The sequence below is a fragment of the Cytobacillus horneckiae genome, assembly GCF_002835735.1.
In the GTDB taxonomy this organism is placed as follows: Bacteria; Bacillota; Bacilli; order Bacillales; family Cytobacillaceae; genus Cytobacillus; species Cytobacillus horneckiae.
This window is the reverse complement of sequence record NZ_PISD01000031.1, coordinates 57,414-81,508: the sequence shown is the minus strand read 5'-3', so window position 1 is coordinate 81,508 and position 24,095 is coordinate 57,414. Positions and strand designations below refer to the sequence as shown.

30 protein-coding genes and 1 tRNA gene are annotated in these 24,095 nt (G+C 34.1%); 8 read left to right on the top strand and 23 right to left on the bottom strand.

The genetic code is table 11. The features are described from left to right. Positions 1–92 precede the first annotated feature (92 nt). The 13 genes from CWS20_RS15215 to CWS20_RS15155 form a co-directional block, all read right to left on the bottom strand. Positions 93–854, bottom strand: a complete 762-nt coding sequence (locus tag CWS20_RS15215) for a YomU family phage tail tube protein (RefSeq protein WP_066196420.1) — start codon at positions 852–854, stop codon at positions 93–95. Positions 855–867: 13 nt separating this feature from the next. After that, positions 868–1,620 carry a hypothetical protein gene (locus CWS20_RS15210; RefSeq protein ID WP_066196418.1) on the bottom strand — a complete coding sequence of 251 codons (753 nt, stop codon included), beginning with the start codon at positions 1,618–1,620 and terminating at the stop codon, positions 868–870. Beyond that, complete coding sequence (locus CWS20_RS15205; protein ID WP_066196416.1) at positions 1,617–2,117, bottom strand: hypothetical protein; 501 nt, start codon at positions 2,115–2,117, stop codon at positions 1,617–1,619. The genes CWS20_RS15210 and CWS20_RS15205 overlap by 4 nt, the downstream gene beginning before the upstream one ends. A 263-nt stretch (positions 2,118–2,380) precedes the next feature. Further along, positions 2,381–2,587, bottom strand: a complete 207-nt coding sequence (locus CWS20_RS15200; protein ID WP_066196413.1) for a hypothetical protein — start codon at positions 2,585–2,587, stop codon at positions 2,381–2,383. A gap of 400 nt (positions 2,588–2,987) precedes the next feature. Beyond that, positions 2,988–5,780, bottom strand: a complete 2,793-nt coding sequence (locus CWS20_RS15195; RefSeq protein WP_066196410.1) for a hypothetical protein — start codon at positions 5,778–5,780, stop codon at positions 2,988–2,990. Positions 5,781–6,343: 563 nt separating this feature from the next. Then, positions 6,344–7,414 (bottom strand): hypothetical protein, encoded by a 1,071-nt coding sequence (locus tag CWS20_RS15190; RefSeq protein WP_066196407.1) that lies wholly within the window; start codon positions 7,412–7,414, stop codon positions 6,344–6,346. Positions 7,415–7,448: 34 nt separating this feature from the next. Further along, complete coding sequence (locus tag CWS20_RS28040; protein WP_066196405.1) at positions 7,449–7,628, bottom strand: hypothetical protein; 180 nt, start codon at positions 7,626–7,628, stop codon at positions 7,449–7,451. A gap of 10 nt (positions 7,629–7,638) precedes the next feature. Then, a complete protein-coding gene (locus CWS20_RS15180) occupies positions 7,639–7,848 on the bottom strand; it encodes a helix-turn-helix domain-containing protein (RefSeq protein WP_066196403.1) in 210 nt (69 codons plus the stop codon). Between the two features lie 223 nt (positions 7,849–8,071). Continuing rightward, positions 8,072–8,464 carry a hypothetical protein gene (locus CWS20_RS15175; RefSeq protein ID WP_066196401.1) on the bottom strand — a complete coding sequence of 131 codons (393 nt, stop codon included), beginning with the start codon at positions 8,462–8,464 and terminating at the stop codon, positions 8,072–8,074. Beyond that, positions 8,464–8,760: a hypothetical protein gene (locus tag CWS20_RS15170; protein WP_066196398.1), complete on the bottom strand. Its 297-nt coding sequence runs from the start codon at positions 8,758–8,760 to the stop codon at positions 8,464–8,466. Before CWS20_RS15170 ends, CWS20_RS15175 begins: the two co-directional genes overlap by 1 nt. A 74-nt stretch (positions 8,761–8,834) precedes the next feature. Continuing rightward, positions 8,835–9,167, bottom strand: coding sequence for a hypothetical protein (locus CWS20_RS15165; RefSeq protein ID WP_066196395.1), 333 nt, complete (start codon positions 9,165–9,167; stop codon positions 8,835–8,837). Between the two features lie 31 nt (positions 9,168–9,198). Next, entirely contained in the window at positions 9,199–9,459 is a 261-nt protein-coding gene (locus tag CWS20_RS15160; protein ID WP_066196391.1) for a hypothetical protein, read from the bottom strand. Positions 9,460–9,529: 70 nt separating this feature from the next. Next, positions 9,530–9,715, bottom strand: coding sequence for a helix-turn-helix domain-containing protein (locus CWS20_RS15155; protein WP_066196388.1), 186 nt, complete (start codon positions 9,713–9,715; stop codon positions 9,530–9,532). A gap of 147 nt (positions 9,716–9,862) precedes the next feature. Between CWS20_RS15155 and CWS20_RS15150 the strand changes: the two genes are divergently transcribed. Together CWS20_RS15150 and CWS20_RS15145 are read left to right on the top strand one after the other, a co-directional pair. Further along, entirely contained in the window at positions 9,863–10,510 is a 648-nt protein-coding gene (locus CWS20_RS15150; RefSeq protein WP_066196385.1) for a helix-turn-helix domain-containing protein, read from the top strand. A gap of 15 nt (positions 10,511–10,525) precedes the next feature. Beyond that, positions 10,526–11,659 carry a site-specific integrase gene (locus CWS20_RS15145; protein ID WP_066196382.1) on the top strand — a complete coding sequence of 378 codons (1,134 nt, stop codon included), beginning with the start codon at positions 10,526–10,528 and terminating at the stop codon, positions 11,657–11,659. 131 nt (positions 11,660–11,790) lie between these two features. Here the strand turns inward: CWS20_RS15145 and CWS20_RS15140 are convergent. Beyond that, a tRNA-Val gene (locus CWS20_RS15140) sits at positions 11,791–11,863 on the bottom strand. Between the two features lie 154 nt (positions 11,864–12,017). Between CWS20_RS15140 and CWS20_RS15135 the strand changes: the two genes are divergently transcribed. Further along, on the top strand, positions 12,018–12,242 hold the full coding sequence (locus CWS20_RS15135) for a hypothetical protein (RefSeq protein ID WP_066196379.1): 225 nt from the start codon (positions 12,018–12,020) through the stop codon (positions 12,240–12,242). Between the two features lie 46 nt (positions 12,243–12,288). Here CWS20_RS15135 and CWS20_RS15130 read toward each other — a convergent pair whose 3' ends face one another. The 3 genes from CWS20_RS15130 to CWS20_RS15120 all read right to left on the bottom strand — a co-directional run bounded on the left by CWS20_RS15130 (position 12,289) and on the right by CWS20_RS15120 (position 15,898). Continuing rightward, positions 12,289–14,247 (bottom strand): TRAP transporter permease, encoded by a 1,959-nt coding sequence (locus tag CWS20_RS15130; RefSeq protein ID WP_066196375.1) that lies wholly within the window; start codon positions 14,245–14,247, stop codon positions 12,289–12,291. Further along, positions 14,240–14,767: a DUF1850 domain-containing protein gene (locus CWS20_RS15125; RefSeq protein ID WP_066196373.1), complete on the bottom strand. Its 528-nt coding sequence runs from the start codon at positions 14,765–14,767 to the stop codon at positions 14,240–14,242. Before CWS20_RS15125 ends, CWS20_RS15130 begins: the two co-directional genes overlap by 8 nt. Positions 14,768–14,902: 135 nt before the next feature. Continuing rightward, positions 14,903–15,898, bottom strand: coding sequence for a TAXI family TRAP transporter solute-binding subunit (locus tag CWS20_RS15120; protein WP_066196371.1), 996 nt, complete (start codon positions 15,896–15,898; stop codon positions 14,903–14,905). A gap of 260 nt (positions 15,899–16,158) precedes the next feature. Between CWS20_RS15120 and CWS20_RS15115 the strand changes: the two genes are divergently transcribed. The 4 genes from CWS20_RS15115 (at position 16,159) to CWS20_RS15100 (ending at position 18,828) form a co-directional block, all read left to right on the top strand. After that, positions 16,159–16,881, top strand: a complete 723-nt coding sequence (locus CWS20_RS15115) for an alpha/beta hydrolase (RefSeq protein ID WP_066196368.1) — start codon at positions 16,159–16,161, stop codon at positions 16,879–16,881. 175 nt (positions 16,882–17,056) lie between these two features. Further along, positions 17,057–17,569: a YjcG family protein gene (locus CWS20_RS15110; RefSeq protein WP_180321531.1), complete on the top strand. Its 513-nt coding sequence runs from the start codon at positions 17,057–17,059 to the stop codon at positions 17,567–17,569. 3 nt (positions 17,570–17,572) lie between these two features. After that, positions 17,573–17,995 (top strand): GNAT family N-acetyltransferase, encoded by a 423-nt coding sequence (locus CWS20_RS15105; RefSeq protein ID WP_066196362.1) that lies wholly within the window; start codon positions 17,573–17,575, stop codon positions 17,993–17,995. A gap of 155 nt (positions 17,996–18,150) precedes the next feature. Beyond that, positions 18,151–18,828 (top strand): DUF421 domain-containing protein, encoded by a 678-nt coding sequence (locus tag CWS20_RS15100; protein ID WP_066196360.1) that lies wholly within the window; start codon positions 18,151–18,153, stop codon positions 18,826–18,828. Positions 18,829–18,835: 7 nt separating this feature from the next. On the opposite strand, the gene CWS20_RS15095 is transcribed toward CWS20_RS15100, so the two are convergent. After that, positions 18,836–19,099: a hypothetical protein gene (locus CWS20_RS15095; protein ID WP_066196358.1), complete on the bottom strand. Its 264-nt coding sequence runs from the start codon at positions 19,097–19,099 to the stop codon at positions 18,836–18,838. Positions 19,100–19,238: 139 nt separating this feature from the next. On the opposite strand from CWS20_RS15095, the gene CWS20_RS15090 reads away from it, so the two are divergent. Next, complete coding sequence (locus tag CWS20_RS15090; protein ID WP_066196352.1) at positions 19,239–21,545, top strand: ATP-dependent helicase; 2,307 nt, start codon at positions 19,239–19,241, stop codon at positions 21,543–21,545. A gap of 31 nt (positions 21,546–21,576) precedes the next feature. Here CWS20_RS15090 and spoVIF read toward each other — a convergent pair whose 3' ends face one another. The 5 genes from spoVIF to spoVAC all read right to left on the bottom strand — a co-directional run bounded on the left by spoVIF (position 21,577) and on the right by spoVAC (position 24,091). Further along, positions 21,577–21,831, bottom strand: a complete 255-nt coding sequence (gene spoVIF, locus CWS20_RS15085) for a sporulation-specific transcription regulator SpoVIF (protein ID WP_066196348.1) — start codon at positions 21,829–21,831, stop codon at positions 21,577–21,579. Positions 21,832–21,951: 120 nt separating this feature from the next. After that, positions 21,952–22,110, bottom strand: coding sequence for a YjcZ family sporulation protein (locus tag CWS20_RS15080; RefSeq protein ID WP_066196346.1), 159 nt, complete (start codon positions 22,108–22,110; stop codon positions 21,952–21,954). Between the two features lie 117 nt (positions 22,111–22,227). Beyond that, positions 22,228–22,584, bottom strand: a complete 357-nt coding sequence (spoVAE, locus tag CWS20_RS15075; protein WP_066196343.1) for a stage V sporulation protein AE — start codon at positions 22,582–22,584, stop codon at positions 22,228–22,230. A 20-nt stretch (positions 22,585–22,604) separates the two neighbouring features. Then, positions 22,605–23,618, bottom strand: a complete 1,014-nt coding sequence (spoVAD, locus tag CWS20_RS15070) for a stage V sporulation protein AD (RefSeq protein ID WP_066196341.1) — start codon at positions 23,616–23,618, stop codon at positions 22,605–22,607. After that, positions 23,618–24,091 carry a stage V sporulation protein AC gene (gene spoVAC, locus CWS20_RS15065; RefSeq protein ID WP_066196334.1) on the bottom strand — a complete coding sequence of 158 codons (474 nt, stop codon included), beginning with the start codon at positions 24,089–24,091 and terminating at the stop codon, positions 23,618–23,620. Before spoVAC ends, spoVAD begins: the two co-directional genes overlap by 1 nt. Positions 24,092–24,095: the final 4 nt, after the last annotated feature.

The following is a 24,095-nucleotide window of genomic DNA, read 5'->3' as shown; positions in this document are numbered from 1 at the left end:
ACCTCCTTATTATAATTAAAGAGTAAGAGACATAATCTCCTACTCTTTAAATTTATAGAATCCACATACCACCTAAATCGATGGCAAACAAATCAGGGAGTTTCTGTTTCGAAAATATAATCAATATATTGCCCATCACCTTTAGCATCCGTAACTGCAAACATATCAAATGTTATTTGTAAATTTGTAGCTTCAGTCCCGCTCATTGTAAATGTAATATTTTGTTGCGGACGTGCCTTATACACAGTAACATGACAAGGGTAATCTTGTTCATCTTCTTGGTTTCTTGCTAAACCAGTTCCATAAATTGATACAGCTTTAGGGAACTTATTTGATTTAACTGAAATTCTTTTAGAGTTTACTGGTGCAGAATACTGATAGAATGCAACTACTTCTTCACCATTTGTCGCAGGAGTAGCTAATGTAACATCTTTGGAAGTCACTTCTGTAACATCAAATTCTTCGCCAATATCCCTTATGCCTTCTAACTTATAAATTTTCACATCACCAACAGGAGAATGGCTGAGCGTGACTGATGGTGATCCAGATGTCTCATGGACAGTTAAAACTTCACGTTTGAAAATTTGGCCAACACCTTCACCTAGTTCTTCACCTGTAATCAATGCTAGTAATTTCAAATCAACCAGTGGCACTGTTAATTGAAAAGTTGATTCTTTTGAGTGGTCGAAAGACATTTGGTCAGCCATACCTCGACCACCTTTTAGTTTTAGTCTTTCTCCTGTTACTTCATTAGTGCTCGCTTCAGCATAATCAATAAATGCTACTGGTTCTTTTGTTTTATAATCCACGATGTTTGTATCCAATACTTCTTTAATACCAAATTGTAATCCCATTTTATTGCCTCCATTAAATTAATTTTTTTATGTCTTTTGCCCAATGTTTTTCATAAACAGCTTTCTTTCCCTGTTCTTCCATATGAGGTAAAAGTGTAATATCGTTATGATACTCGTCCCATACTAATATCCTTAAGTAATTTTCATATAATTGATATACAGTTAATTTCCAAATGTTTATGAGATTAATTGCATTACTATATGTAGCAACAATAGATATTACATCTGAGAGTTCCAATCCTTTTTCATTATTTTTCTTTTGAATTTTTTCCTTGGCTTTGTTGAGTTTATTCAAAAGCATCTGCGCTTTAGGATTCGCTGGTTTAAATTCATCCTTTTTTGTGTCACCAAGATAATTCTGATTCATAATTGTAAATTTGATATCATCAAATATAGATGAATCTATTAATTTTGATATTTTGTTTACGTTAATGACTATTCCTTGTTGCGTAATCTCAACATTGTCAACTTTTAAAAATACCTTTATTGCATTGATAAATGTGGTTTGGAAATTTGAATCTAGCGAGGATAACATGATTAATAAGTTTAGACTTGATAATTCGTTGATTTCATTAAATTCTTCTGGGGTAAATACACCATCATTGAAAGAGGATACTAAAGTTTCTTTATTCATATTCAATATAGCTAATAAAGAATTATATTCGTTTTCGCCTATTTCATCGACTATTTCACTTAGCGTAAGAGGGTATACTAGTATTTCTTGTACACTAATCGGGCTCCCCTTTAAAAGTTTGGATTTATTCATTTTTTAAAACTCCCGAAAGAATAAATATGCCTGTATCCTGTATACTGGCTAGGTACGCTAGAAACAATCCTACCACTTATGTAATCCGTTTTCCCAATGCCTGTGACTCGCTGTTGTACAAATAACTCATTAAGTCTATCCGCAATCCTATAGCTTCGCATGTCTCCGTTTTCAAAGTCAGAATGACAAAGAATATCAAAAAACACTTCTTGGTTTGCAGTTAAATAATTTCCCCTACTTGGCTCTCTATCTCCCAAATACACGAATAAACAACATAACGATTTATTAGTTAAATCATCTTCTTTTGGACTTACCATAATAACTTGATTTCTTATCGTCCAATCCTTGTCTATTTCTAAGATATTCGGTAACGATTCATCCAAAGGATCAGGTATACGGTTACGAAGGTTTTTTGGCTTGTAATGAAGCAATCTAAGCAACTCTTCATCCGCCCAAAGAATCTGAACGAAATCCTGAATGTTTTGATACATCCCCATAATTAATTCACCACACTTTTATATAATTTTTATCTGAGTGACCATTAAACACAGGAAATTATCTTCTCCTATTCCCCACACGATCAAAAGCCGACTTAACCATCAAGCCGACTCCTCATGTAGGTTTAAATCAAATTAAATTAGGAAGTAACCGGATATGCTACGAAATATCATCGAATCCGATAATGTCTAACCTTTTCTTTATTGACGCAGGCTAAACTGGGGCGCACAGCATTATGCTGCCGATAACGTCAATGATCTTACTACACTCTTACAAGCTTGTATTCTGGTTGATTCTCAACAAACTCAATAAGTTTCTCTTGCTTCTCACTGGACATATTCGTCTTATGATTCAAAAATAAGCTAACTAATGCATCGCTGCTAACAATAGCTTGAGCTATATCCTTATTTTTGATTTTCTTTTTCATCGCACAAAAACGGATATCATCTATTTGATCTCGATTTAACATCTTGTATCCCTCCCTCATTAAGTTATTTATTAATTATTTAAATCAAAAAAAGAGGTCAAGCCCTTAGACTGACCAACCATCTCCAAGAGGTATAAATTATGACTAAATTTCAATGAGAAAAATAAACTATTAGAATTGTGTAATCATCCAATTCCATTAATATCCAAATTAAAATTTCACAAAAACTTGCGACAATTTATAACATATGATAATGTTATATTGGATAATAATGTTCAAATGATTAAAATAATAAAAGGGAAAGTCAACTACTAAGCATTGAGCTTTTCTTTGCCACGACAATTGACTAGTCTTCGTGTTCCATCCCCTTCATATAGTCACCGATAAAAATAGGCTAGAACCTTTATCTATCAAGGTTCTAGCCAAATACGTGGTGCATTTTTTAATTGCACTTAAAAGAGCTTAAGAAAAGTTGTGGTCTTGATTTATATAAATGATTCATTAATCTAACCCAATTCCCTCTTCTTTTTTCATTATTTTTATCTTGTTCTTTTTTACCTTCTGTTTCCTCAGCAATCTTCAAAAGGATAGCATACATTGTGTTTTTATTTATTTTAATCTTATCAAATTTTTCTTGCTGCTCATCCATTATTCTGTCTAATTGTTCCATTAGTTCATCTTCATCATCAAAATCCTTGTAGATTCTCCCCATCAAGTTAGAAGTATCATTAGCAATGTTTTTTACTTTCCCTGTTTGTCTCCTGTTGGCCTTTCTTTTATCATACTTATGTAAAAGATCATTTAGTTTTATGTTATCTTTTGAGCCTTCAGCTGGTTCGAGCTTACTAAAGCTTTCATAAACCATATCCATTGGACAATTATAATATGTAGTAATCTGGGACTTATTATTTTTTTGTTTTTTATTTAATTTGTCATTATGTACATATTTCCAAAACAAAGGTTTTGCCTTTAGCTTCACATCTTTATGTAAACCTTTAACGTATTCTAATAACTTTTTATCCTTGATATTCTTTTTATCTAGCAATTTTAAAGAAATTTTATTTCTAATCATATTCAATTGTTTTTTTGCATCGACTTTATACTGTCGTTTCGCACTATCAATGGACAACCCTGACAGTATAGATAAAATATTTGTATACCCAAGCAAATTTTCCACCTTATCTTTATCAGGTTTATCCTTGGCCATTTCATCCCAATAAAGACTCATGATTAGCTGTGACAGGTTTACTATCTCACCTATTTCTGTCTTTGATTTAGATAACTTATTATCGATCTTAGCCATGTCATTAGTTACTAAGCGATAGACAACTTCATCTGATTCTTTATCCTCCGGGATATCATTTATGATTACCTTATAGTAATCAATACTCTTCTTGATGATTTTGGTTAATGTCGAGTCATTTGACAAGAAAACAACATCTGAGTCCCAATCACAGCCATTTAGAATATCACATATCTCAAAGCCAATTGAGTTTACCACAACAATATTTTTTGTTAAGTTGAAGTACTTTAAGTAATTATGATATTTGTTTTCAGGCTCAAGTTTAATCCTATCCACATAAAGGAGGTTTGAAGGAGATACGTGTGGATTCCTAAAACCAACTAGCTCACCTGGCTCAAACAAAGTAGTGTAAATCTCATTGCCCTTTAAGCAAAGTGGCTCATTAATTTCATTTCCTTTTATTTCTCCGACTACTTTCATAAGATACTCTACTAAGCACGACCCCATCACGCAATAGTCACCAGTTACCCTTAATTTTCCTGATTGTAGATTTTCCCTATATTTCTTAATAGTGCTTTTTTTGAAGTCTCTAAATATTTTCGATTCAATTATTTTAGTATTTACATCATATAAGGCAGCAAACATTTCATTTGCATTCACATTGTTTTTATTCGTTATTAGGTGATCAATAAATTTTTTCGGCTTATTTTTCAAATCCATTATGTAACCATACTCATATTGACTTATTTTATTTATATCTGCTTTATTTTTTATTGGCAAAGAGTTGATCATTTGATAACTCATCCTTTGAAGGGGTTGATTATCGTCAGTAAACCCACGCTTAGTTTCTTTCTCACTTTTACAAATCCCCCACAATGAAGATTCATTATTTTTTACTGTTTTTCTCCAATGCTCATAAATCTCTTTTTTGCTACCACATGCATAACTGTATTTAAGTATCTTGAGGCAAGATGGATTAATGATAAGTTTGATCTTTGAAGCAGGTATTTTATTCCCAAACATATCTTCTATTTCCCAAGAATCAAAATCTTTTCCATTGGCATCCGCATAATCGCTTAAAAAGTCAGTTAACCTTACATTAAAACAAGCAGCCTTGAAAAATAATTGTCTAAGCAACATAAAACCTTTACCTTCTTGTTCCCCTTCAAACAAGCTCACATCCGCTAATGCTTCCCCATCGAAAATTTCATTTGTGATTTTCCATTTTTCTTTAGGAATATTTGCTAATATATCCTTACCGTCCTTCTTTTCAATTCCTATTACGTTAGCATCCTTTTTAAATGTACTATATACACTATCCACGATTAGTATTGAATCAGGATCAATTTTTACCGTATCAACAATCGAAGATGCAACTAATGTTTCATATGATAATATCCCAGCTAAATCAACCGATGTATCATTATCGAAGTTTAGTCCTAATCTCATCCAAGTTTTTATGTAATCGTGAAGATTTTCTTTAATAAACCAAGCTTCCCCTTTACGACTTTTTGCGGGACTTCTGCCAAGTAAAACATATTTTTCTGTCTCTGAAACTTCACCAGTCTCATAATCAGTAAGCTTAATTGTAAACCCAACATTATAAAGGTCATATCGTATTTCCTCTGCACTTTTACCAATCCATTTATTGCTGATTGGGTGTTTCTCCATTTCATCAACTATTTTATTAATTAAATATTCAAGTCTCTGTATTTCTTGATCATCATTACTTTCTGCTATTAACTTTTCGTATGTACTAATCAATTGTTTACCACTCTTTGTGGATTGAGAAAATTTCACGTTTATAATATCGTGGGTAAAGTTTTTCCGTTTACCGAATTCAATATAATTTTTATTTCGCCTTAACTTTCTTAATAATAGGCTGTCAGGAATACTACCCTCATGATTTAGATTATGAATCTTCTTATCTCTAATTTTATTTTCATTAATTATCGCTCCTTCAATTGTAGGAATATACACGTCATTGGTCATCCAGTTACCTCCGTATTAATTTATTTATTTTATATAAAACTTCAATCTAAAATTTCTGATCATGGCACTCACGATAGTGAGGGGCAAACAATGCAACCTACGGGCGCATTGTCATAAGCTTCTATCGAATCTTATGGAAACTCTTATACTTACTCTTGTTTAAAACTCTAGTTAATTAATCTTGTTAAAATTATTGTTAAACTATCTAGTAATATATCTAGTAAAAACTCTTGTAGCACTTCCCCACCCCTCTCAATCCCTTGGTATCACTAAGTTAATTAAGGGACACCAATAGGAAGGGTGTCTTTCTTAATTAATTTTATGTCTATTTTTAACTTTTCCCTGTACCGTTTTATATATTTACTGTCTCGTTATGTATAAATAGATGTCTTATTATGAATGTGAGGGTGTCTCTTTTTAATATGGAAGGTGTCCATTAATATATATTTACTGTCTCAATATGTATAAGTAGGTGTCCGTTTTTGTTAAGCGACTGTCCAGCAATAAATAGGTGTCCGTTTTTGTTTAGTAGGTGTCCCTTTATTTAATAAGCGCAACTCAGGCTAAAAGGCTTCAAATGGATTTCCAGCTTTTGTTTTAGTTCCCCAAGCAAGCTTATCCTCTTTATCTTCTTTAATAGCTTCATTTTCTTTTGTAGGCTCATAAGGATTCGACTCTTCATCATTTAATCTCAGGCACATCTGAGTATTATATATTGGCTTATAATATGAACTAGGTTGCAGTCTATCCCTAATTTTTTGTTCATAATTTTTAGGCCTATCAACATGAACAAGTGGAAAGTCTTCGTTTTCATCACTTGAAAATTTATCTTTAACCCTTAAAGAGGTAACCCTGTTAATTATTTTTTCTGTTATTCTAAAATCTTTTATATTTAACTTTTGGGACAATGCCTCTACACTGTGCCATATATCCATTTGACCGTTGTATGATCTAATGAAATAAAGGTATGTAATAAACTCTTTTTCGTTAAGTATTCCCTTAGTGTACAGGTCGAGATCATAAATAGTTACCTTAAAGAAGTTTATGGGTGTATAAGCTACCTCTCCATTTTCATCATCTTCTTTTTTGTAATCGCAGTCAAAATTCAAATGCCATTTGTAATAATTACGTTTAATATTTCCTTCTTCGTAGCCAATTACTTTTTCTTCGTTTAGCATTCTTACACATATTCCTTCAGGATGCATAATCCGCTCATTTTCTCTGTGGTGAAATATATTATTCACGCTGCCCTGAAGAAAGCAAAGCTTTTTTAATCTTTCTCTTATGCGTTTATTGCTATAACCTAAATAGTCAGCAATTTCCTGGCTATATCCTCTAAAATCATTTAAACTAAGAAACTTTAACAAAATAATGATAATAAAATCACGTTCATCAAAATTTGCTGTGCATTTTAATTGGTTATCCTCGCTATAAGCTATTAGGTTCCCTTGATGATCAATCCAATGATCCACCTTTTCATTTAATTCTTTAGTTAACTGTGGTACGTATTCCACTTTTCCTAATGTGTAAAAATCATCAAATAACCGATTGTTAAGCATTACAAATTTCATTTGCGACTCTTCTAATAAATTTCTAATCTCACTCGGAGTTTTTAATTTCCTTTCCTTTGCCATCTCAATCTCCTTTGCTTAATTGCATAAAAATAATTTATTCTCTCTTAAAATATTCATCAATAATCTGATTTACTAAGGGAGTTCTTATGTATAACCAAAACCTTCTGTTTGAGTTGCTTATAGCTGATGTGACAAATTCAATGTTTTTATCAGCAATTTTTCTATGTAGTAAGGCATCATAACAAAAAAATAAGTCTTTCTTGGTAAAATTCATCGTTACACTCCTAAAAAATAATATTCAAATTTCCATATTCATCTTCAATTTCTAATAACCTATGTAATCTATATTGTTTAGCCTTAGATAAGCTTCCCTTGCCATTAATGAAGGCTCCTAATGTGGAAGGACTAATACCAATCTCCTTAGCGGAGTAAGCCTGTGAGTAGCCTTTGTCTTTAATTAACCTTTTGTATTGTGTTGCAATTAGCATAATCATTATGTCACCTCCTCTCAGATGCTTTATTGTCCATATAACTTTGGTTATAGGAATATTATTATTGACATTTAATTATTTTATTTGTAAAATACTAATATGGATTAATAAGTTTATGTGCATATAATTTTTTAATATAGCGAAACTGACAAGCTCAATCACTATCAAAAGTGAACAAGCTCGTCTTGTTTGTATGTAATTAAATATTAATTAACTAAATAAAAACTTAATTTATTTCAATCCCTCTTTCTTCTTTCATCCAGCCATATTCATCATCAATTTGAATATAATCATTTCCTTCATAAGTCATATGATAAAAATCAACTTTCTGTTTTTCTGCGTCTTTATATTCTTCAACCGCTTCATTCTCACTTACGTCTTTAAGGAACTCGAAGAATTTATCTTCTAATTCATTCTGTACGATAAAATGTTCAACAAGGCCATAAAGGTATGATTGCCTTTTATTTTGATTAACTAACCTATTAGTAGTCTTCACAATAACGTCATAAAAGGCTTTAGTAATCTCATCTTCCGAGGAATTACCTTTATACTTAATAATTCTATTTTCCTTTTCTGCTTTTTGTTCTACAGCTTTCTTAAAATCATGGACTTTAGTCATTAGTTTTCCTCCCCCAGAAAATCATTCTCTTCTCCAAAAATCTCTTCTGTTGTGGGATATCTGTGGTAGTTGTATTCTTCAGGTTCATACTTTAATCTCCCTGTTAATACTTTTAATATGAGCAAATCTATTTGGTCGTTTAATTCCGCCTTGTCGCCATGTAAAAAACTTAAAAACGAATCAATCTTCTCCTCGGTATTAAAATATCCTAATACCTTGTGTAAAGCATCCTCAGCTATATGTAAATTTTTTAATTGTGATTCCTCTACTGTTATCATGTCTTTTGTTTTAGTCATAATTTATATTCCCTTTTAATTAATTTATTTTATTTATCATATGGCATGTACAACATTAAGACACGACAAATTAATCAGCCAACATTTAACTCACCACCTAAAGCCAGATAAACGTTACTGTCACGCATAAATGCTCGGTGAAGGGAATCCTTTAAGTCAAATATAAAACCGCCTGCAATGTCCTCTAAAATAGCCTCCTGCGACTTTTGAGCAAGTGCTAAAGATATGATTTGTAGAGTAACTGTTTCAATAACAAAATGCGGATCAAATTGTTTCATATTCTTAATTGAGTTAATTACCATTTCTTTATTAGCATTTACTGCTTCTTTGATGAATTTTTTATGACAATCATTTAAATCATTGCTTCGCTTTGCTTTAACATTTGCTAAGTCTACTAGTCTATTCATTGGTTTCCCTCACCTTTTTAAGTTTATTAGTTTATAAATAAGCTGGTACTTTGATTAAAGCTGGTATTGCTTGATAAATATCTTCATCTGATATGTCATATTCCTGGATACTTTCTGCAATAACTGGATAAAACTCTTGCCATTCCGTGTTTCTTTGTAAACCTCTAAGGTGTTGGAGGTATTGCTCTTCTAAGTTGCTGCTTAGGATAAAATCAGTTAGTAAAATCATCCTTTGCGTATTGAGTAGAGCATCATTATAGTTAACCTGTGATAATGATTGATTGTTTAACATTTTGTAACCTCCATAAATTTGGTTATGTAATTTTGGTGAAACTATAAGTATGTAAGTTTATTAAATTATTTTATTTATTTTCTCCGTTTAACCAATTTAAAAATACTTTTCTAGAAATCTTCCATCTTCGGCCAATTTTGACTGCGTATAAGTCACCAGAAGATACTAAATTATATGCAGAATTTTTGCTTATCCCTAAATATTTCTGAACATCTTCCACATCTAAAACTTCTTTTACAGGTAATTCTTGTCCCATTTATTCCCCTCCTTTTCCTTTGTGTAAATTGATTGTAGCATGTAAATTGAAGCATGTAAACAAATAACAATAATAATTTACAATTTTTTTTATGTTTTTTGTGTGGTATGATTTACACATACTACAGATTGGACTATGGAGGATATTATGCAAGAACCAAATTTAGCAATAGATATCAAAAATCTTAGAGAGAAAAAAGGAATAGGATCGAGAGAATTATCCAGATTGATAAACAAAGCACCAACCTATATTTCACAGCTAGAAAGAGGGTTAATTAAAAACCCTGACCCTCTAATCTTAGTTAATATCTTTTTACATTTAGGACATAAACGTGAAGCAATCGATGATTTCCTTTACAATGTTTACCAAATTGAAACTCCAAATAGAAAATTAGCTGAAGAAGCCTGGATTAAAAATGAGATTGATCAATTAAACGACCCAAATTATCAGGAGCGTTTACTAGAAGGACAAATAGAGCAATATGAGCAGCAAATGGAGTGGTTAGATTCAATCGAAAAAAAATTACACGAAAGAAATGAAGAAATTAAACGTGAGCTAGCTTTTTTTATTGATAAGAATATTGATACTTTTACAGATGTAATAAACAATTTACACACCTTAGTAATGAAAATGAGTAAAAATAAGGCTGATTATGATTTTTTCACTCAGATGTTTAAAAGAGATATTTCTGACTTTAATGAAGAAAGTAAGAAAATTATTATTGAAACAATTAAAGGAGAGTATGAAAAATCGTTGAAAGAAAAGGGCTGGTGGGGCGAACCACCTTCATTTTAGGAAAGGAGATATCTTATGGCAGGCTCAGTCCATGAAGACAAAAGAACTGGAAAATGGTTTTATGCTATTGAGGTTGGAAAAGATCCTATAACAGGTAGGAGAAAACAAAAGAAGAAAAGCGGATTTAAAAACAAGACTGAGGCAAGGAAAGCTATGATAGCAGCGGAAAAAGATTTTAATGAAGGGATTTTAATTAAATCATCTAAAATCCTTGTCAAAGACTTTATCATAGATTGGCTTGAAACAAAAAAAGCTCATAATAACATAGGTAAACAAACCTCAAAGGTTTATGAAGATTATATTCGCAAGTATATTATCCCGTATATTGGAGGCATTTACATTTCTGATATAACTAAAGTTGATATTCAAAATAAAATAATTAACAAAATGAATTTATCTGACTATGCACCAGCCACTATAGGGAAAACAGTTAGAATTCTAAAAACTTCTCTTGATTATGCGGTCGACTTTGAATTAATAAAGAAGAACCCATGTGTAAAATTAATCTTACCTCAAAAGAAGAAAAGTAAAAGTGAAATAAAAGTTTGGAATATAGGCGAAGTAAATACTTTTCTAAGTTTAGCCAAAGAGTATCAGTACTACCCAGTATTTCACCTTGCATTAAATACTGGAATGAGACAACAAGAAATCCTTGGCTTATCATGGGATAACGTAAACTTTGAAAAATCTACTATTAGCATTAGACAAGTACTTTCCCATGACGGAAAAGAAATAATCAATAGCACAAAAACCGAAAATAGCGAGAGAACCATAAATGTTTCTGATTCAACTATGAACTTATTGATGAAACTTAAGCACAAATTAGACAACGATAAAAAGAAATATGATGATATTTATCAGGATAACAACTTAGTAATATGCACTGAAACAGGTACACCTATAAATCCGAGGAACTTATTAAGGTCATTCTATAGTTTGACTGAAAAAGCTAAGTTACCCAAAATAACATTCCATGATTTACGTCATACGTACGCTACACTTCTCTTAGAAAATGGTGTAAACATAAAAGTAATTAGCGAAAGACTTGGACACAGTAGAGTGGCTATTACATTAGATATATATTCGCATGTATCGGAAAATATGCAACTTGAAGCAGTTAAAGCAATGGATAATCTTATTAACAATTAGCTTGTTGCCCAAAAGTTGCTCAAATAATGAAAAATAAAAAACGTTGCCCAATCGTTGCCCATATTGTCAAAAAAGAAAATGGCGTTACTCCAGATAATCTAGGAATAGCGCCATTTCAACGTTGATTAGTATGATTCCGACTGGGTTCGAACCAGCGACCTCTACCCTGTCAAGGTAGCGCTCTCCCAGCTGAGCTACGGAATCGGTATGTATAATGTCCTTATTGAGAACAATTAAAAATATACTACTATTTTATTAATTTGTCAATTCATTTTTATAAATATTACAGGTAATTTCTATTGACACAGAACATAAGTTCGCATACAATAAAGTTAAATATTTTAGGTGGTGTTTCTTTATGAAAAGTCTATTATACAAGTCAATGAAGGAGAAAATCCCTGTTGAAATTATTTATCTATCCAAAAGAAAAGCATTTACTCATCGAAGAATATTGGTAAAAGAAATAAAAGGAAGCCATTTACTTGCCTATTGTTTAACGCGCAAGCAGATGCGGATATTTCAAACGTTACAAATTATGTCAATTTCACCTATTAATAGGCCCGATTATCAACAAATAAGTTAAGAACCACATAAAGAGATGTCCCAATTGGGACACCCCTAGACTAAAATTATGCTTGATGAACTTTTTGCCCTGCTTCTTTTTTGAAGATTATTTGCATACCAACTAAAAGAATAAATAGTACTAATCCTACTGTGTCCGAAATACCTTCTGGATATATTAAAAGTAGTCCGCCAACAATTCCTAATATTCGCTCATACCACGCTAGCTTTCTTAACCAGTAACCGATAACACCGGCGCCTATTGCCATCATGCCCCCTAGAGCAGTAAAGACAACCCAGATTAATTCATACCACGTTGTATCTATCATTAATAGCTGCGGTGATAATACAAACATATAAGGTATGATGAAAGCACCAATGGCTAGTTTTGAAGCACTTATTCCCGTTTTTATCGGATCTCCTCCTGACACACCTGCTGCTGCAAAGGCTGCAAGCGCAACTGGCGGCGTAATATCAGCAACTATACCAAAATAGAAGACAAATAAATGTGCAGATAGATCAGGAACACCTAAAAGAATAATGGCCGGTGCGGCTATGGTTGACGTGATTACGTAATTTGCCGTAGTAGGCGATCCCATTCCGAGAATTATTGCTGCAACCATTGTTAACATTAGAGTAGGCAATAATAATCCACCTGAAAATTCTAACAGCCCATTTGCCATTTTCAATCCTAATCCCGTTTTTACAACAACACCAACAATAATACCCGCACATGCAGTGGCTGCTGCTACACCTAACGCTGTTCGTGCTCCATCTACTAGCGCATCAATTGCATCTTTAAACGAGATTCTTGTATCTTTTCGAATCATACTGACTAGAATAGTTATAACAATTGACCATAACGCTGCACGAATGACACTCATGCCACTCATTAATAATATAATTACAGCTAAAATCGGTAGTAAAAGATATATCTTCTTGAAAACTTCCTTACGATTTGGCATTTCATCATTTCTTAACCCTCGTAATCCAAGGCGCTTTGCCTCAAAGTGTGTCATCATCCATACGCCGGCAAAGTATAATAATGCAGGTATCGCAGCTGCTTTGGCAATATCCCAATATGTAATGCCTCCACCAATAAATTCGACCATCAGAAAGGCAGCAGCGCCCATTATTGGAGGCATAATTTGACCGCCAGTAGAAGCCGTTGCTTCGACAGCGCCAGCAAACTCTTTTTTATAACCTAATTTTTTCATCATCGGTATGGTAAAGGAGCCTGAGGTTACAACATTTGCAACTGAGCTTCCACTAATCGTACCTTGTAAGGCACTGGAAAAAATCGCTACCTTTGCTGGCCCGCCTGTACTTTTTCCAGCGATGGATACAGCTAAATCATTGAAATATTGACCAACGCCAGTTTTCACTAAAAATGAACCAAATAATAAAAATAAAAAGATAAATGTTGCCGAAACGCCTAATGGTGTACCTAGTATTCCTTCAGTAGTAAAAAACATCGTTTGTACAAGACGTTCCAAGCTTAAGCCTCTATGTGCCATAAAACCTGGCATGTACGGGCCAAGCATGGCATATACAATAAAGGCTACGGCAATTATAGTTATCGGCAGCCCTACTGCCCTTCTAGTCGCTTCAAGAACTAACAATATCGCTAAGAGACCGACATAAAAATCTAATTCAGTCAATCGTCCAGCTCTCATTACTAGTTCATCGATATTTAATGGCCAATAAGCGCAAACAGCAACTCCTATAATGGCTAAAACGAAATCGTACCAAGCAATTTTATGCTTTTTTCCTCTATCTTTTTTTCTTGCTGGAAATAACAAAAAAATCAGGCCTAAAGCGAATCCTAAGTGAATGGTTCTCTGCAGCTGTGCTGTCAGCATTCCAAAGACACCGGTATAAAGATGAAATAAGGAAAAAGCAAGTAGGCCAATAAAAACAATCCAGCCTATTACTCCCCCTAATTTTCTCGTTCCCGCTTCCGGGTCATATTTTTCAAGCAATTTTTGCTGTTCTTCCAAAGATAAAGTTTCAACTTTATCAGTCAATGATGTTCACTCCTTTCACTTGCTTAAAGTAACTCAGCTTTTCATTTTTAATACGTACCACTGTACCAGGCTGAATATAGTCTCCTAGCCTAATTTCCTTTTCGGCATAAATAACCTTGTGATTCGCTTTTACCTTACCAATTCTTAAATCTATAAATGGAAACTGGCGAGACATATTTTTGATATAATATTTTCCATCGGCTTGTTCAAAAGTTTCATCGCCTTCTGCATTACTCGGCATTCCAATCGCAAAATCCTCATATTCAAGTTCATACTGCATAATATCTCTTTTTTCTGTAATAGCATAGCTTTCAATTACGTCTGAAAGATGAATAGAGTGGGTATATTTAATTTTAAAATCGCTCCCCCTATTCATGGGAATAAAAGCAATTACTTCACCAGACTTAACAGACTCAAATACTAATGCATTAGTCAAAGGTAGAAAGATAACTATTAAAATAGAAAAAACAATCAAGAAAACGATAATATAAAATTTTTTACCAAGTCTTATTCTTCCCATATTAGGTCCCTGCCTGTAATTAATTGAAATAACAACCACAGCTTAAAAGGAAGCTGACCGGTGCATTACCTATTTAGAGGTGACACAACCGGCCAGATTATTTGAAAAGGATGATTTTTCAGTTATTTATACCTATTATTCTGCCTTTATTCCCTTTTCATCATAGTATTTTTGAGCACCAGGGTGAATCTCAATTCCAACACCATTTACGGCATTTTCAGCACTTATTAATTTCCCTTTATCATGCACGACCTTATCGAGGTTTTCAAAAATAGCTTTAGTTATGTCATAAACAACTTCGGTTGATAAATCATTTGAAACGACTAACATAGCTTGAACCGCTACTGTTGGCACAGCAGATTCCAGCTTATAAGTACCGGCAGGAACTTCATCTTGAATATAGTAAGGGTACTTCTCAATGATAGCATCGATTTTGTCTTGTTCAATTGGAACAATGACAACATCTTCGGTTGCAGATAAACCTTCAACCGCACCAGTTGGAGTACCGGCAGTTACAAAAGCGGCGTCGATCGTACCATCTTGGATGCCGGCAGTAGATTCATCAAATGATAAATCTTGCTTTTGAATATCATCAAAAGTCATACCGTAGACCTCTAAAATTTGCTCTGCATTTGGATTTGTACCAGATCCTGGTGCACCGACAGATACTTTTTTTCCTTTTAAATCTTCAACAGATTTAATTCCTGATTTTGCTGTTGTCACAATTTGAATAGTTTCAGGATACAATGTACCAATTGCACTTACATTGTCTACTGGTGCTCCTTCAAACATTAGCTTACCATCTTTGGCATACGATGCAATATCAGTTTGAGAGAATGCTATCTCTGCATTACCATCTTTAATCGCATTCATATTTTCTGCAGATGCACCAGAAACTTCTGCATTCGTTTGAATCCCAGTTTCCTCACTAATAATTTCTGCAAAAGCACCGCCCAATGGGTAATATGTACCCCCAGTGCCGCCGGTTACTAAACTCATAAAATCTGGTTTTTCTTCTCCTTTTCCATCTGACCCGGAACTTTTTTCACTACTTTCTCCACCACAAGCTGCTAAAAACACAGACACTGCAAATGTTAATACTAAAAAAAGCATAAATTTACTTTTTTTCATAATAATCCCCCTATTTTATTATTATTTATTTTCTGAATATATACTACATAACTACCATCTATATTGTCAAATAGTATTAGGAAAATAATTAATAAAATCTGTAAATTATTCACAAAATAATAGAGTGCTTTTTTCGAATGATTATTTCCTATTCAATTATTTAGATTATTACAAAATGAGTCAACTTGAGTGAAGTTTTACATGTTATATGATAATATACCACCATAAAGCTTTATTTTATTACAAAGGAGTCAACTGTCATGAATATACCAAAAGGGACGATAACAGACTTTACTTTTTCAAGTAAAGTATTGGGAGAGGATCTTGACATTCTTGTCTATTTACCGGGTAACTACTCTCCATTATATAAATATAATTTGCTAATTGCTCAAGATGGTAAGGATTACTTCCAGCTTGGTCGAATTGGCCGCACTGCAGACGATTTGCTGCAAGACAAAGAAATCGAAAATACAATTATTATTGGTATTCCCTATAAAAGCGTTGAAGACCGCCGCAAGAAATACCACCCTGAAGGTGAACAGCACGAAGCATATGTACGTTTCCTAGCACATGAATTAGTGCCATATTTAGATGAAAAATATCCTACTTATCAAATGGGAATGGGCCGTGCATTAATCGGTGACTCTCTTGGAGCAACTGTTTCATTATTAACAGCGCTACAATACCCACATACATTCGGAACTGTCATTCTTCAGTCACCTTTAGTGAACGAGAAAGTGATGGCAGAGGTAGAAAATTTTAAGCCTTCACATTTACTTAACATTTATCATGTCATCGGCAAGGGCGAAACGGTTGTTAAAACGACAGAAGGCAGTGAGAAAGATTTCCTTACACCAAACAGAAAACTTTCTGACTTAATGAAGAGCAAAGGATTCCCCTATTTTTATGATGAGTTCGATGGCGATCATACTTGGACACATTGGCAGCCAGATTTAAAAAGAGCTTTAAAGCAGATGCTATAATGAACTTAAATAAGCGCCTCTTCTCAAAAGAGGTGCTTATTTAAAATTTTCATTCCTTTTACTTATTTCTAATGCAAGCGTTTTATATATGATGATTTTAGAAAATTTGTTATAATAGTACAATAAGATTCATGATACTTATATAACAACTTTTATTGGAGGTATAATTATGACTATGAAATACGGAATCGTTATTTTTCCGTCTAAAAAAGTACAAGATTTAGCCAATTCATATCGGAAAAGATATGATCCTCATTATGCATTGATTCCTCCACATGTTACTTTAAAATCATTAGAAGCATCTGAAGGACAGATGAAAGAAGTAACTGACACTTTAGAAGAAATTGCTAAAAATCATAAAGGCTTCAAAATGAATATTAAAAAAGTAAGCTCTTTCCAACCAGTTAATAATGTCATTTATTTAAAGATTGAACCTACAGATGAGCTAGCTAGTTTACATCAAGAGATCAATAATAAAATTATTGGTGAGAAGCCTGAATATGCATTTGTTCCTCATATTACGATTGGTCAGAAACTTTCTAATGATGAACACTCTGATGTTTATGGTTCATTACGTATGCTAAATGTAGAACATGAAGAATCCATCGATCGCTTCCACTTGCTTTATCAGCTGGAAAACGGTTCATGGAGTGTCTATGAAACATTTCGTCTTGGGAAGGAATTATGATTCATGTATGTGAAAAAAGTTGAAAATGAACAAGAACTAAATGATGCCTTTAAAGTTAGAAAAGAAGTTTTCGTATACGAACAAGATGTGCCGATGGAGGAAGAAATCGATGAGCATGAACAAGAAGCAACACACTTCGTCCTTTATGATGAGAATGAACCTGGCGGTGCTGGCAGATTTAGAATTGTTGACGGATATGGAAAAATAGAACGCGTATGTGTCCGCAAAGAAACAAGAAAAGGCGGATCAGGTAAAAAGATCATGCTTTCTATTGAAGATCATGCAAGAGCACAAGGGATTGATACGCTGAAGCTTCATGCTCAAACACATGCGATACCTTTTTATGAGAAGTTAGGGTACGAAGTGATTTCAGATGAATTTCTTGATGCAGGCATCCCACATCGCACAATGAAAAAAAATATATAAATGCTAAAAACGGTTCGGTTAGAACCGTTTTTTATTTTGGCCTTTTCCTCACTTAAAAAGAATCCGCTCATTCTCCTTTAATCATCAATATTTTTGCTTAAGTAGGATAAAATAAATGAGGATTAAATCTTTTATAATTGGAGTGAGTGATTTTCATGAATGAATACTTGCATATTGCTCTCGTTCTTGTTGTTGGCTTTGTCTCATTATTTCTAATGACAAAATTTCTGGGTAAATCCCAAATTTCACAAATCACTCCCTTCGATTTTATTTCAGCTATCGTATTGGGGGAGTTAGTCGGAAATGCCCTTTATGACGAAAATACGGGAATTGGCCAGATGCTTTTTTCAGTTGCTTTATGGACGATATTAATTTTTACAACTGAAACCATTACTCAAAAATACCGTAAATCAAGAAAATTTCTTGAAGGTGACTTCTCTATGGTCATTAAAAAAGGCAAAATCGATTATCAAGAACTAAAGAAAAATCATATGGATTTAAACCAGCTTCAAGAATTGCTTAGAGCAAAGGATATCTTTTCAATACGCGAATGTGAATATGCTTTTTTAGAAACGAATGGATCGATAAGCGCCTTAAAAAAGGCACCCTTTGCGCACCCTACAATTGATGACTTAAAAATGAAATATCCTAAAGTACATATTCCGATTAATTTAATTTTAGATGGTGAAATTCTCGAAGAAAATCTTGGGAATATTGGCTGGGATAGAGAAAATTTGTTCTCTGAACTAGAAAAAAAAGGGTTTAAGGATGAGAAAGACGTTTTATTTGCCGAATGGAAAAAAGAAGAAGGGCTATACGTTCAATCGTATTAGTCCTCCTTTATATATATATGTCCACATAGCGTCCTTTTCCTGATATCAATGCAGCCTCTCTATGCGGTTTTTTTGATTGATCTCCTTTTTTCATATAGCTTGTTTGAACTGGTAGTTTATGATCAAACGCTGGTTCTCCTTGTTCAGTCGGTTGTTGATGAATCGAAATTTTTGATAAAGGCGTTAAAAAGAAAGGGTTATATTTATAACCAATATTTCGTTCAGCATATTGTTGATATTGAATATGTGCGGTTGGAGCGTTAAAATACATAATCCTTCCTCCTTTTGTCTGCTTCTTTAATTATTTAACCTATCGGCAGAAAATTAAAACATCATTTATACTTTTGTCTGTAGTTAATGTTTGTTATCATATTTCTTATGGACAAATCTGAATTGAATGAGGCCAATAGATGAAAACAGCATTACATAATGAACAAATTATAAATTTACATATGTTAAATCGGGAAGATTATCAACAAATTTTTGACTATGCTAAAAGAGGCAATCTTCAATGCCCTGATTGCCTAGGGAGTGTAAAATTATATTTAGGTATAGAGCATGAACCATACTTTTACCATACTCAGCCAAGTAATAAGTCGTGTCAGGAAGCGGAAATTCCGAACGGTAGCGATTTAACCGAACCTGAGGTAATTGAACGAAATGGTTTTATAATGCCAGTATCACGTTCAATAACTCTCGTTGAAGCCTCTCCTAAAACAAATTTTAAGAAAGCTGTTACCGTGAAAAATATTCCTGTTTTCATTAATCAAGAATTCAATAAAAACCAAGTGGATTCCTCCTATTTAACAAAACTTTTAGAATGCGGAATCCGTCTTGATGAAAAACAGGCAGCTGCAGTCTTATATACGGAAGGTTCCTTACTCGTGTTAGCAGGTGCTGGCAGTGGGAAAACACGTGTATTAACTGCAAGAACAGCTTATATGGTTATCGAAAAGGAAATTGATCCCCAATCAATTATGCTTGTTACTTTTACAGCAAAAGCTGCTGCAGAAATGAAAGAAAGATTGCTTCAATATCCCTTTATGACTAGATCAAATGTTCAAAAAATTGTATCTGGAACTTTTCATAGTATTTTTTATCGAATATTAAGTTTCCATTCTCCACAGCGGTGGAACAATCAAAAATTATTAAATAAAGAGTGGCAGCGACTGCAAATTCTTAAAAACGCAGGTAGGGAGATTCACCTTGACGAAAAGCAATTTGCCTACGATCTTGCTATACAGCAAATAAGTTTCTGGAAAAACTCCCTATTAACACCCGATGATATCCATACAAAAGATGATTGGGAAGAAAAAGTTAAATATATTTATCAAAAGTACGAAGAGGAAAAATCAAAAAAAGGATTGTTTGATTTTGATGATATGCTTCTAGGTTGCTATGAATTATTTAAAAACGAGCCAGCGATATTAGAAAATTACCAAAATCGATTTAAATACTTTCTTATTGATGAATTCCAAGATATTAATAAGGTACAATTCGAACTTATGAAGCTTTTGGCTACCAAGGCAGGCAATATTTGTGCAGTCGGTGATGATGATCAATCCATTTACGCTTTTAGAGGCAGCAACCCTTCCTACCTCGTGGACTTTGAAAAGGAATTTCCACTGACAACCGTAGTCAAACTGGAACAAAACTACCGATCAAGCCATGAAATTACTGCTTCTGCTAACCAAGTAATTATTCAAAATAAAAAAAGACGTGCTAAAAAAATGATTGCTCAATATAAAAATGATAATTATCCGGTACTATTTTACCCTTATGATGAAGAAGAAGAAGCAACCATGCTTATTACAGATATACAAGAAAAAATAAAACATGGGTTCATGCCTGAAGATTTTGCTATACTATATCGGACTCATTCAAGCAGCCGTGCTGTTTTTGAACGGCTAGCTGCCTCAAGCCTTCCATTTAAACTTGATCAAGATGCCGAATCTTTCTATGACCGCTTCATCGTAAGAACTTTCCTTGCTTTTATGAGAATGGCGATTGATGAAGAAAATCATTCAGCCTTAAAAGAGCTGCTTCCCTCTTTATTTGTGAAGACTTCATTGCTTCAAGATTTAAAAGCCGATAGCATCTTAAATGATCGATCATTGCTGGAATGCTTGTGTCATATAAAGACTGGTTTTGCTTTTCAAGAAGGGAAATTAAAAAAAGCCGTTCCAATTATTCGATCTCTTAAAGAGATTCCTCCTTTAAAGGCGATTGAAAAAATCGAACAAGAAATTGGATTAAATGATTTTATTAATAAGCGCGGCAATGAAGGGAATAAACTTGAAAAAGGTTCTGATGATGTAAGGGACTTAAAAGTAGCAGCGAAAAATTTCACATCAATTGCAGACTTTTTAAATCATGCTGATCATATGAGAGCGATGAATAAAGAAATTAAGAATTTAAATAAAAGTAATCCGCGTGCGATTACTTTAAGTACCATTCACCGCTCTAAAGGGCTTGAGTATAAAAACGTTTATATTATTGGCGCTGTCGACGGAAATTTGCCTCATGACCATGCTCTTGAAGAATACCGCAATGGCGATGCAAGTTCATTAGAAGAAGAACGAAGGCTGATGTATGTAGCTATGACAAGAGCGAAGGATTATTTATATATTTCCTTTCTACAAAAAAGAAGGGGCCGGAAAGCCTACCCTTCCCGCTTTCTTTCGTCTCTTATCAATAAAAGAGGATCTGGTCAATAATCCAGATCCTTTTTTATTGGGCATATCTTCTTTATTTTTTATTAATCATTTTGTTTATCGTATTGAAATCAAGCGACTTGCCATCTTTTACAATGGAATCAACAATTTTGTCTTCCATTTCTTGAGATACTGGTTTGTTTGCAATTTGCGATACTCTTCTAATGACTCCTCTTACAGTGCTTTCATCTTTAAAGTTTGCATTCTGCAGTGAACCTGCTAAATCCAAGACATCCTTCATATTAACGCCTGTTTTCTTTTCAATATTTTTAAAGAAATGATTATCCATTCTGTGCTTTCACGCTCCTTCTTGAACTCATTTTATAGTATGAGAATCATGAAAAAACGTGATATGTAATTAAAGAAAAGGATGAATATAGCTGTCGCTATATTCATCCTTTCGCTTCAATTAGCAGAAACTAGCACCGACAATAATCAATAAAATAAATAGTACAACGATTAATACGAATGTGCTTCCGCCATAACCGCTTCCGCCACCATATCCGTATCCGCCGCCATAGCTTCCGCAGCCGCCTCCGCAGCCCCAGCCACCGAATCCGTAGCCCATAATATCACCTCACTATTATCATTTCCTTACAACGTATGTAAATAGTGAAGTTATTGTATAGGCAAGCTACTACCTTTATACTAGTTAATTGTCGCATATATGGCAAACAGGCTTATCCTATCCTTTTGGTTTAAACAATAATGCACCAATAAAGGCAAACAGAATGGCAGCTGAAATACCTGAGCTGGTTACTTCAAACATGCCTGTTAGTACGCCCACAAGACCATGCTGTTCAGCTTCTTGCAGCGCACCATGAACAAGCGAATTTCCAAAGCTTGTAATTGGTACAGAGGCTCCTGCTCCAGCAAAATCCACTAGAGGTTCGTACAATCCAACACCATCTAAGATAGCTCCTAATACAACAAACGCACTTAATGTATGACCTGGGGTCAGCTTAAATACATCAAAGCAAATTTGACCGATGACACATATTAAGCCTCCGACAACAAATGCCCAAAAAAACATTGGTAACATTGAATATTCTCCTTTCTATTTTAATTTTGCATTTCAATAGAAACTGCATGTGCGATACAAGGAATGGTTTCTTTTTGTTGTACAGTTAGTGGCGATAACAGAGCACCTGTTGCAACAACAAGAATTCTTTTATAAACCCCTTGCTTCATCTGATTAATTAAGTGACCATATAATACGGTTGCAGAGCATCCTGCTCCGCTACCGCCAGATTGCACTGGTTGATTCTCCTTATAAATTAATAATCCGCAATCTTGAAATTTTTCTTGATCTATATTCAAGCCTTTATCTGTGAGCAGTTCATACGCTGTTTCCTGACCAATCTTACCTAAATCTCCGGTTACAATTAAATCATAGTGTGAAGGGTCAAGCTGCAAATCCTGAAAATGCGCTGCAATTGTATCAGCAGCTGCCGGAGCCATCGCACCGCCCATATTAAATGGATCTGTCAATCCCAAATCCATTACTTTGCCAATCGTCGCTGATGTTGTTACAGGGACAGAGCCGCCATTATTTTTAGTTAAAAGCGCCGCACCTGCACCAGTAACCGTCCATTGAGCAGTTGGTGGCTTTTGCCCACCATATTCGGTTGGGTATCTAAATTGCTTTTCTACAGCTGCATTATGGCTTGCAGCTCCTGTAAGTATGGCATTTGCACCTTGATTGTTAATAATAAATGAAGCGAGCGCTAATCCTTCCATTGAAGTTGAGCAGGCCCCAAACAAGCCAAAGTATGGTATTTCCAATGCTCTTGCACTCAAACTCGTAGGTGTAATTTGATTGATTAAATCTCCACCTAAAAAAAATTGAACATCCTTTTTTTCCATCTGCCCTTTTCTTAAAGCTGCTCTACTAGCTTCCTCCATTAACACTCGATGTGCCTTTTCATAAGAATCTTCACCCATCCATAAATCTTCATGGAGGATATCAAAATCAGCTGCGAGCTTGCCATTTGCTTCAAAGGGTCCGCCTGATACCCCGGTTGCAGCAATAGCAGGCCGTGAACTAAATACCCATGATTGCTTACCCTTCAGCATTAAATGACCCCCATGTAAACTAATATTGTTTTAATTAGTGCGATAATAAAAGCCGAAAAAACACCAAAAAGCAAAACTGAGCCGGCAAGCTTAAACATATTAGAACCTACGCCTAAAACAAACCCTTCTGTACGATGTTCAATAGCTGCAGATATAACCGCATTGCCAAATCCTGTAACTGGCACAGCACTTCCAGCTCCTGCGAATTGCCCGATTCTATCATATACTCCAAAGCCTGTTAAGAGCATCGCAATAAATATCATGGTGGCTACAGTTGGATTGCTCGCTGTTTGTTCAGTGAAATTAAAAAAGTAAATGTAAAAATAAGTAAGTGCCTGCCCAACTACACAGAACAATCCGCCGACCCAAAAAGCTCTAATACAATTTTTTAGCACTGGCCTTTTTGTCTCATGTTTCTGTTCTAACTGCTGGTATTTTTCCTGATCTGGCGTTTTCTTGTTTTGTCCGCTCACATTA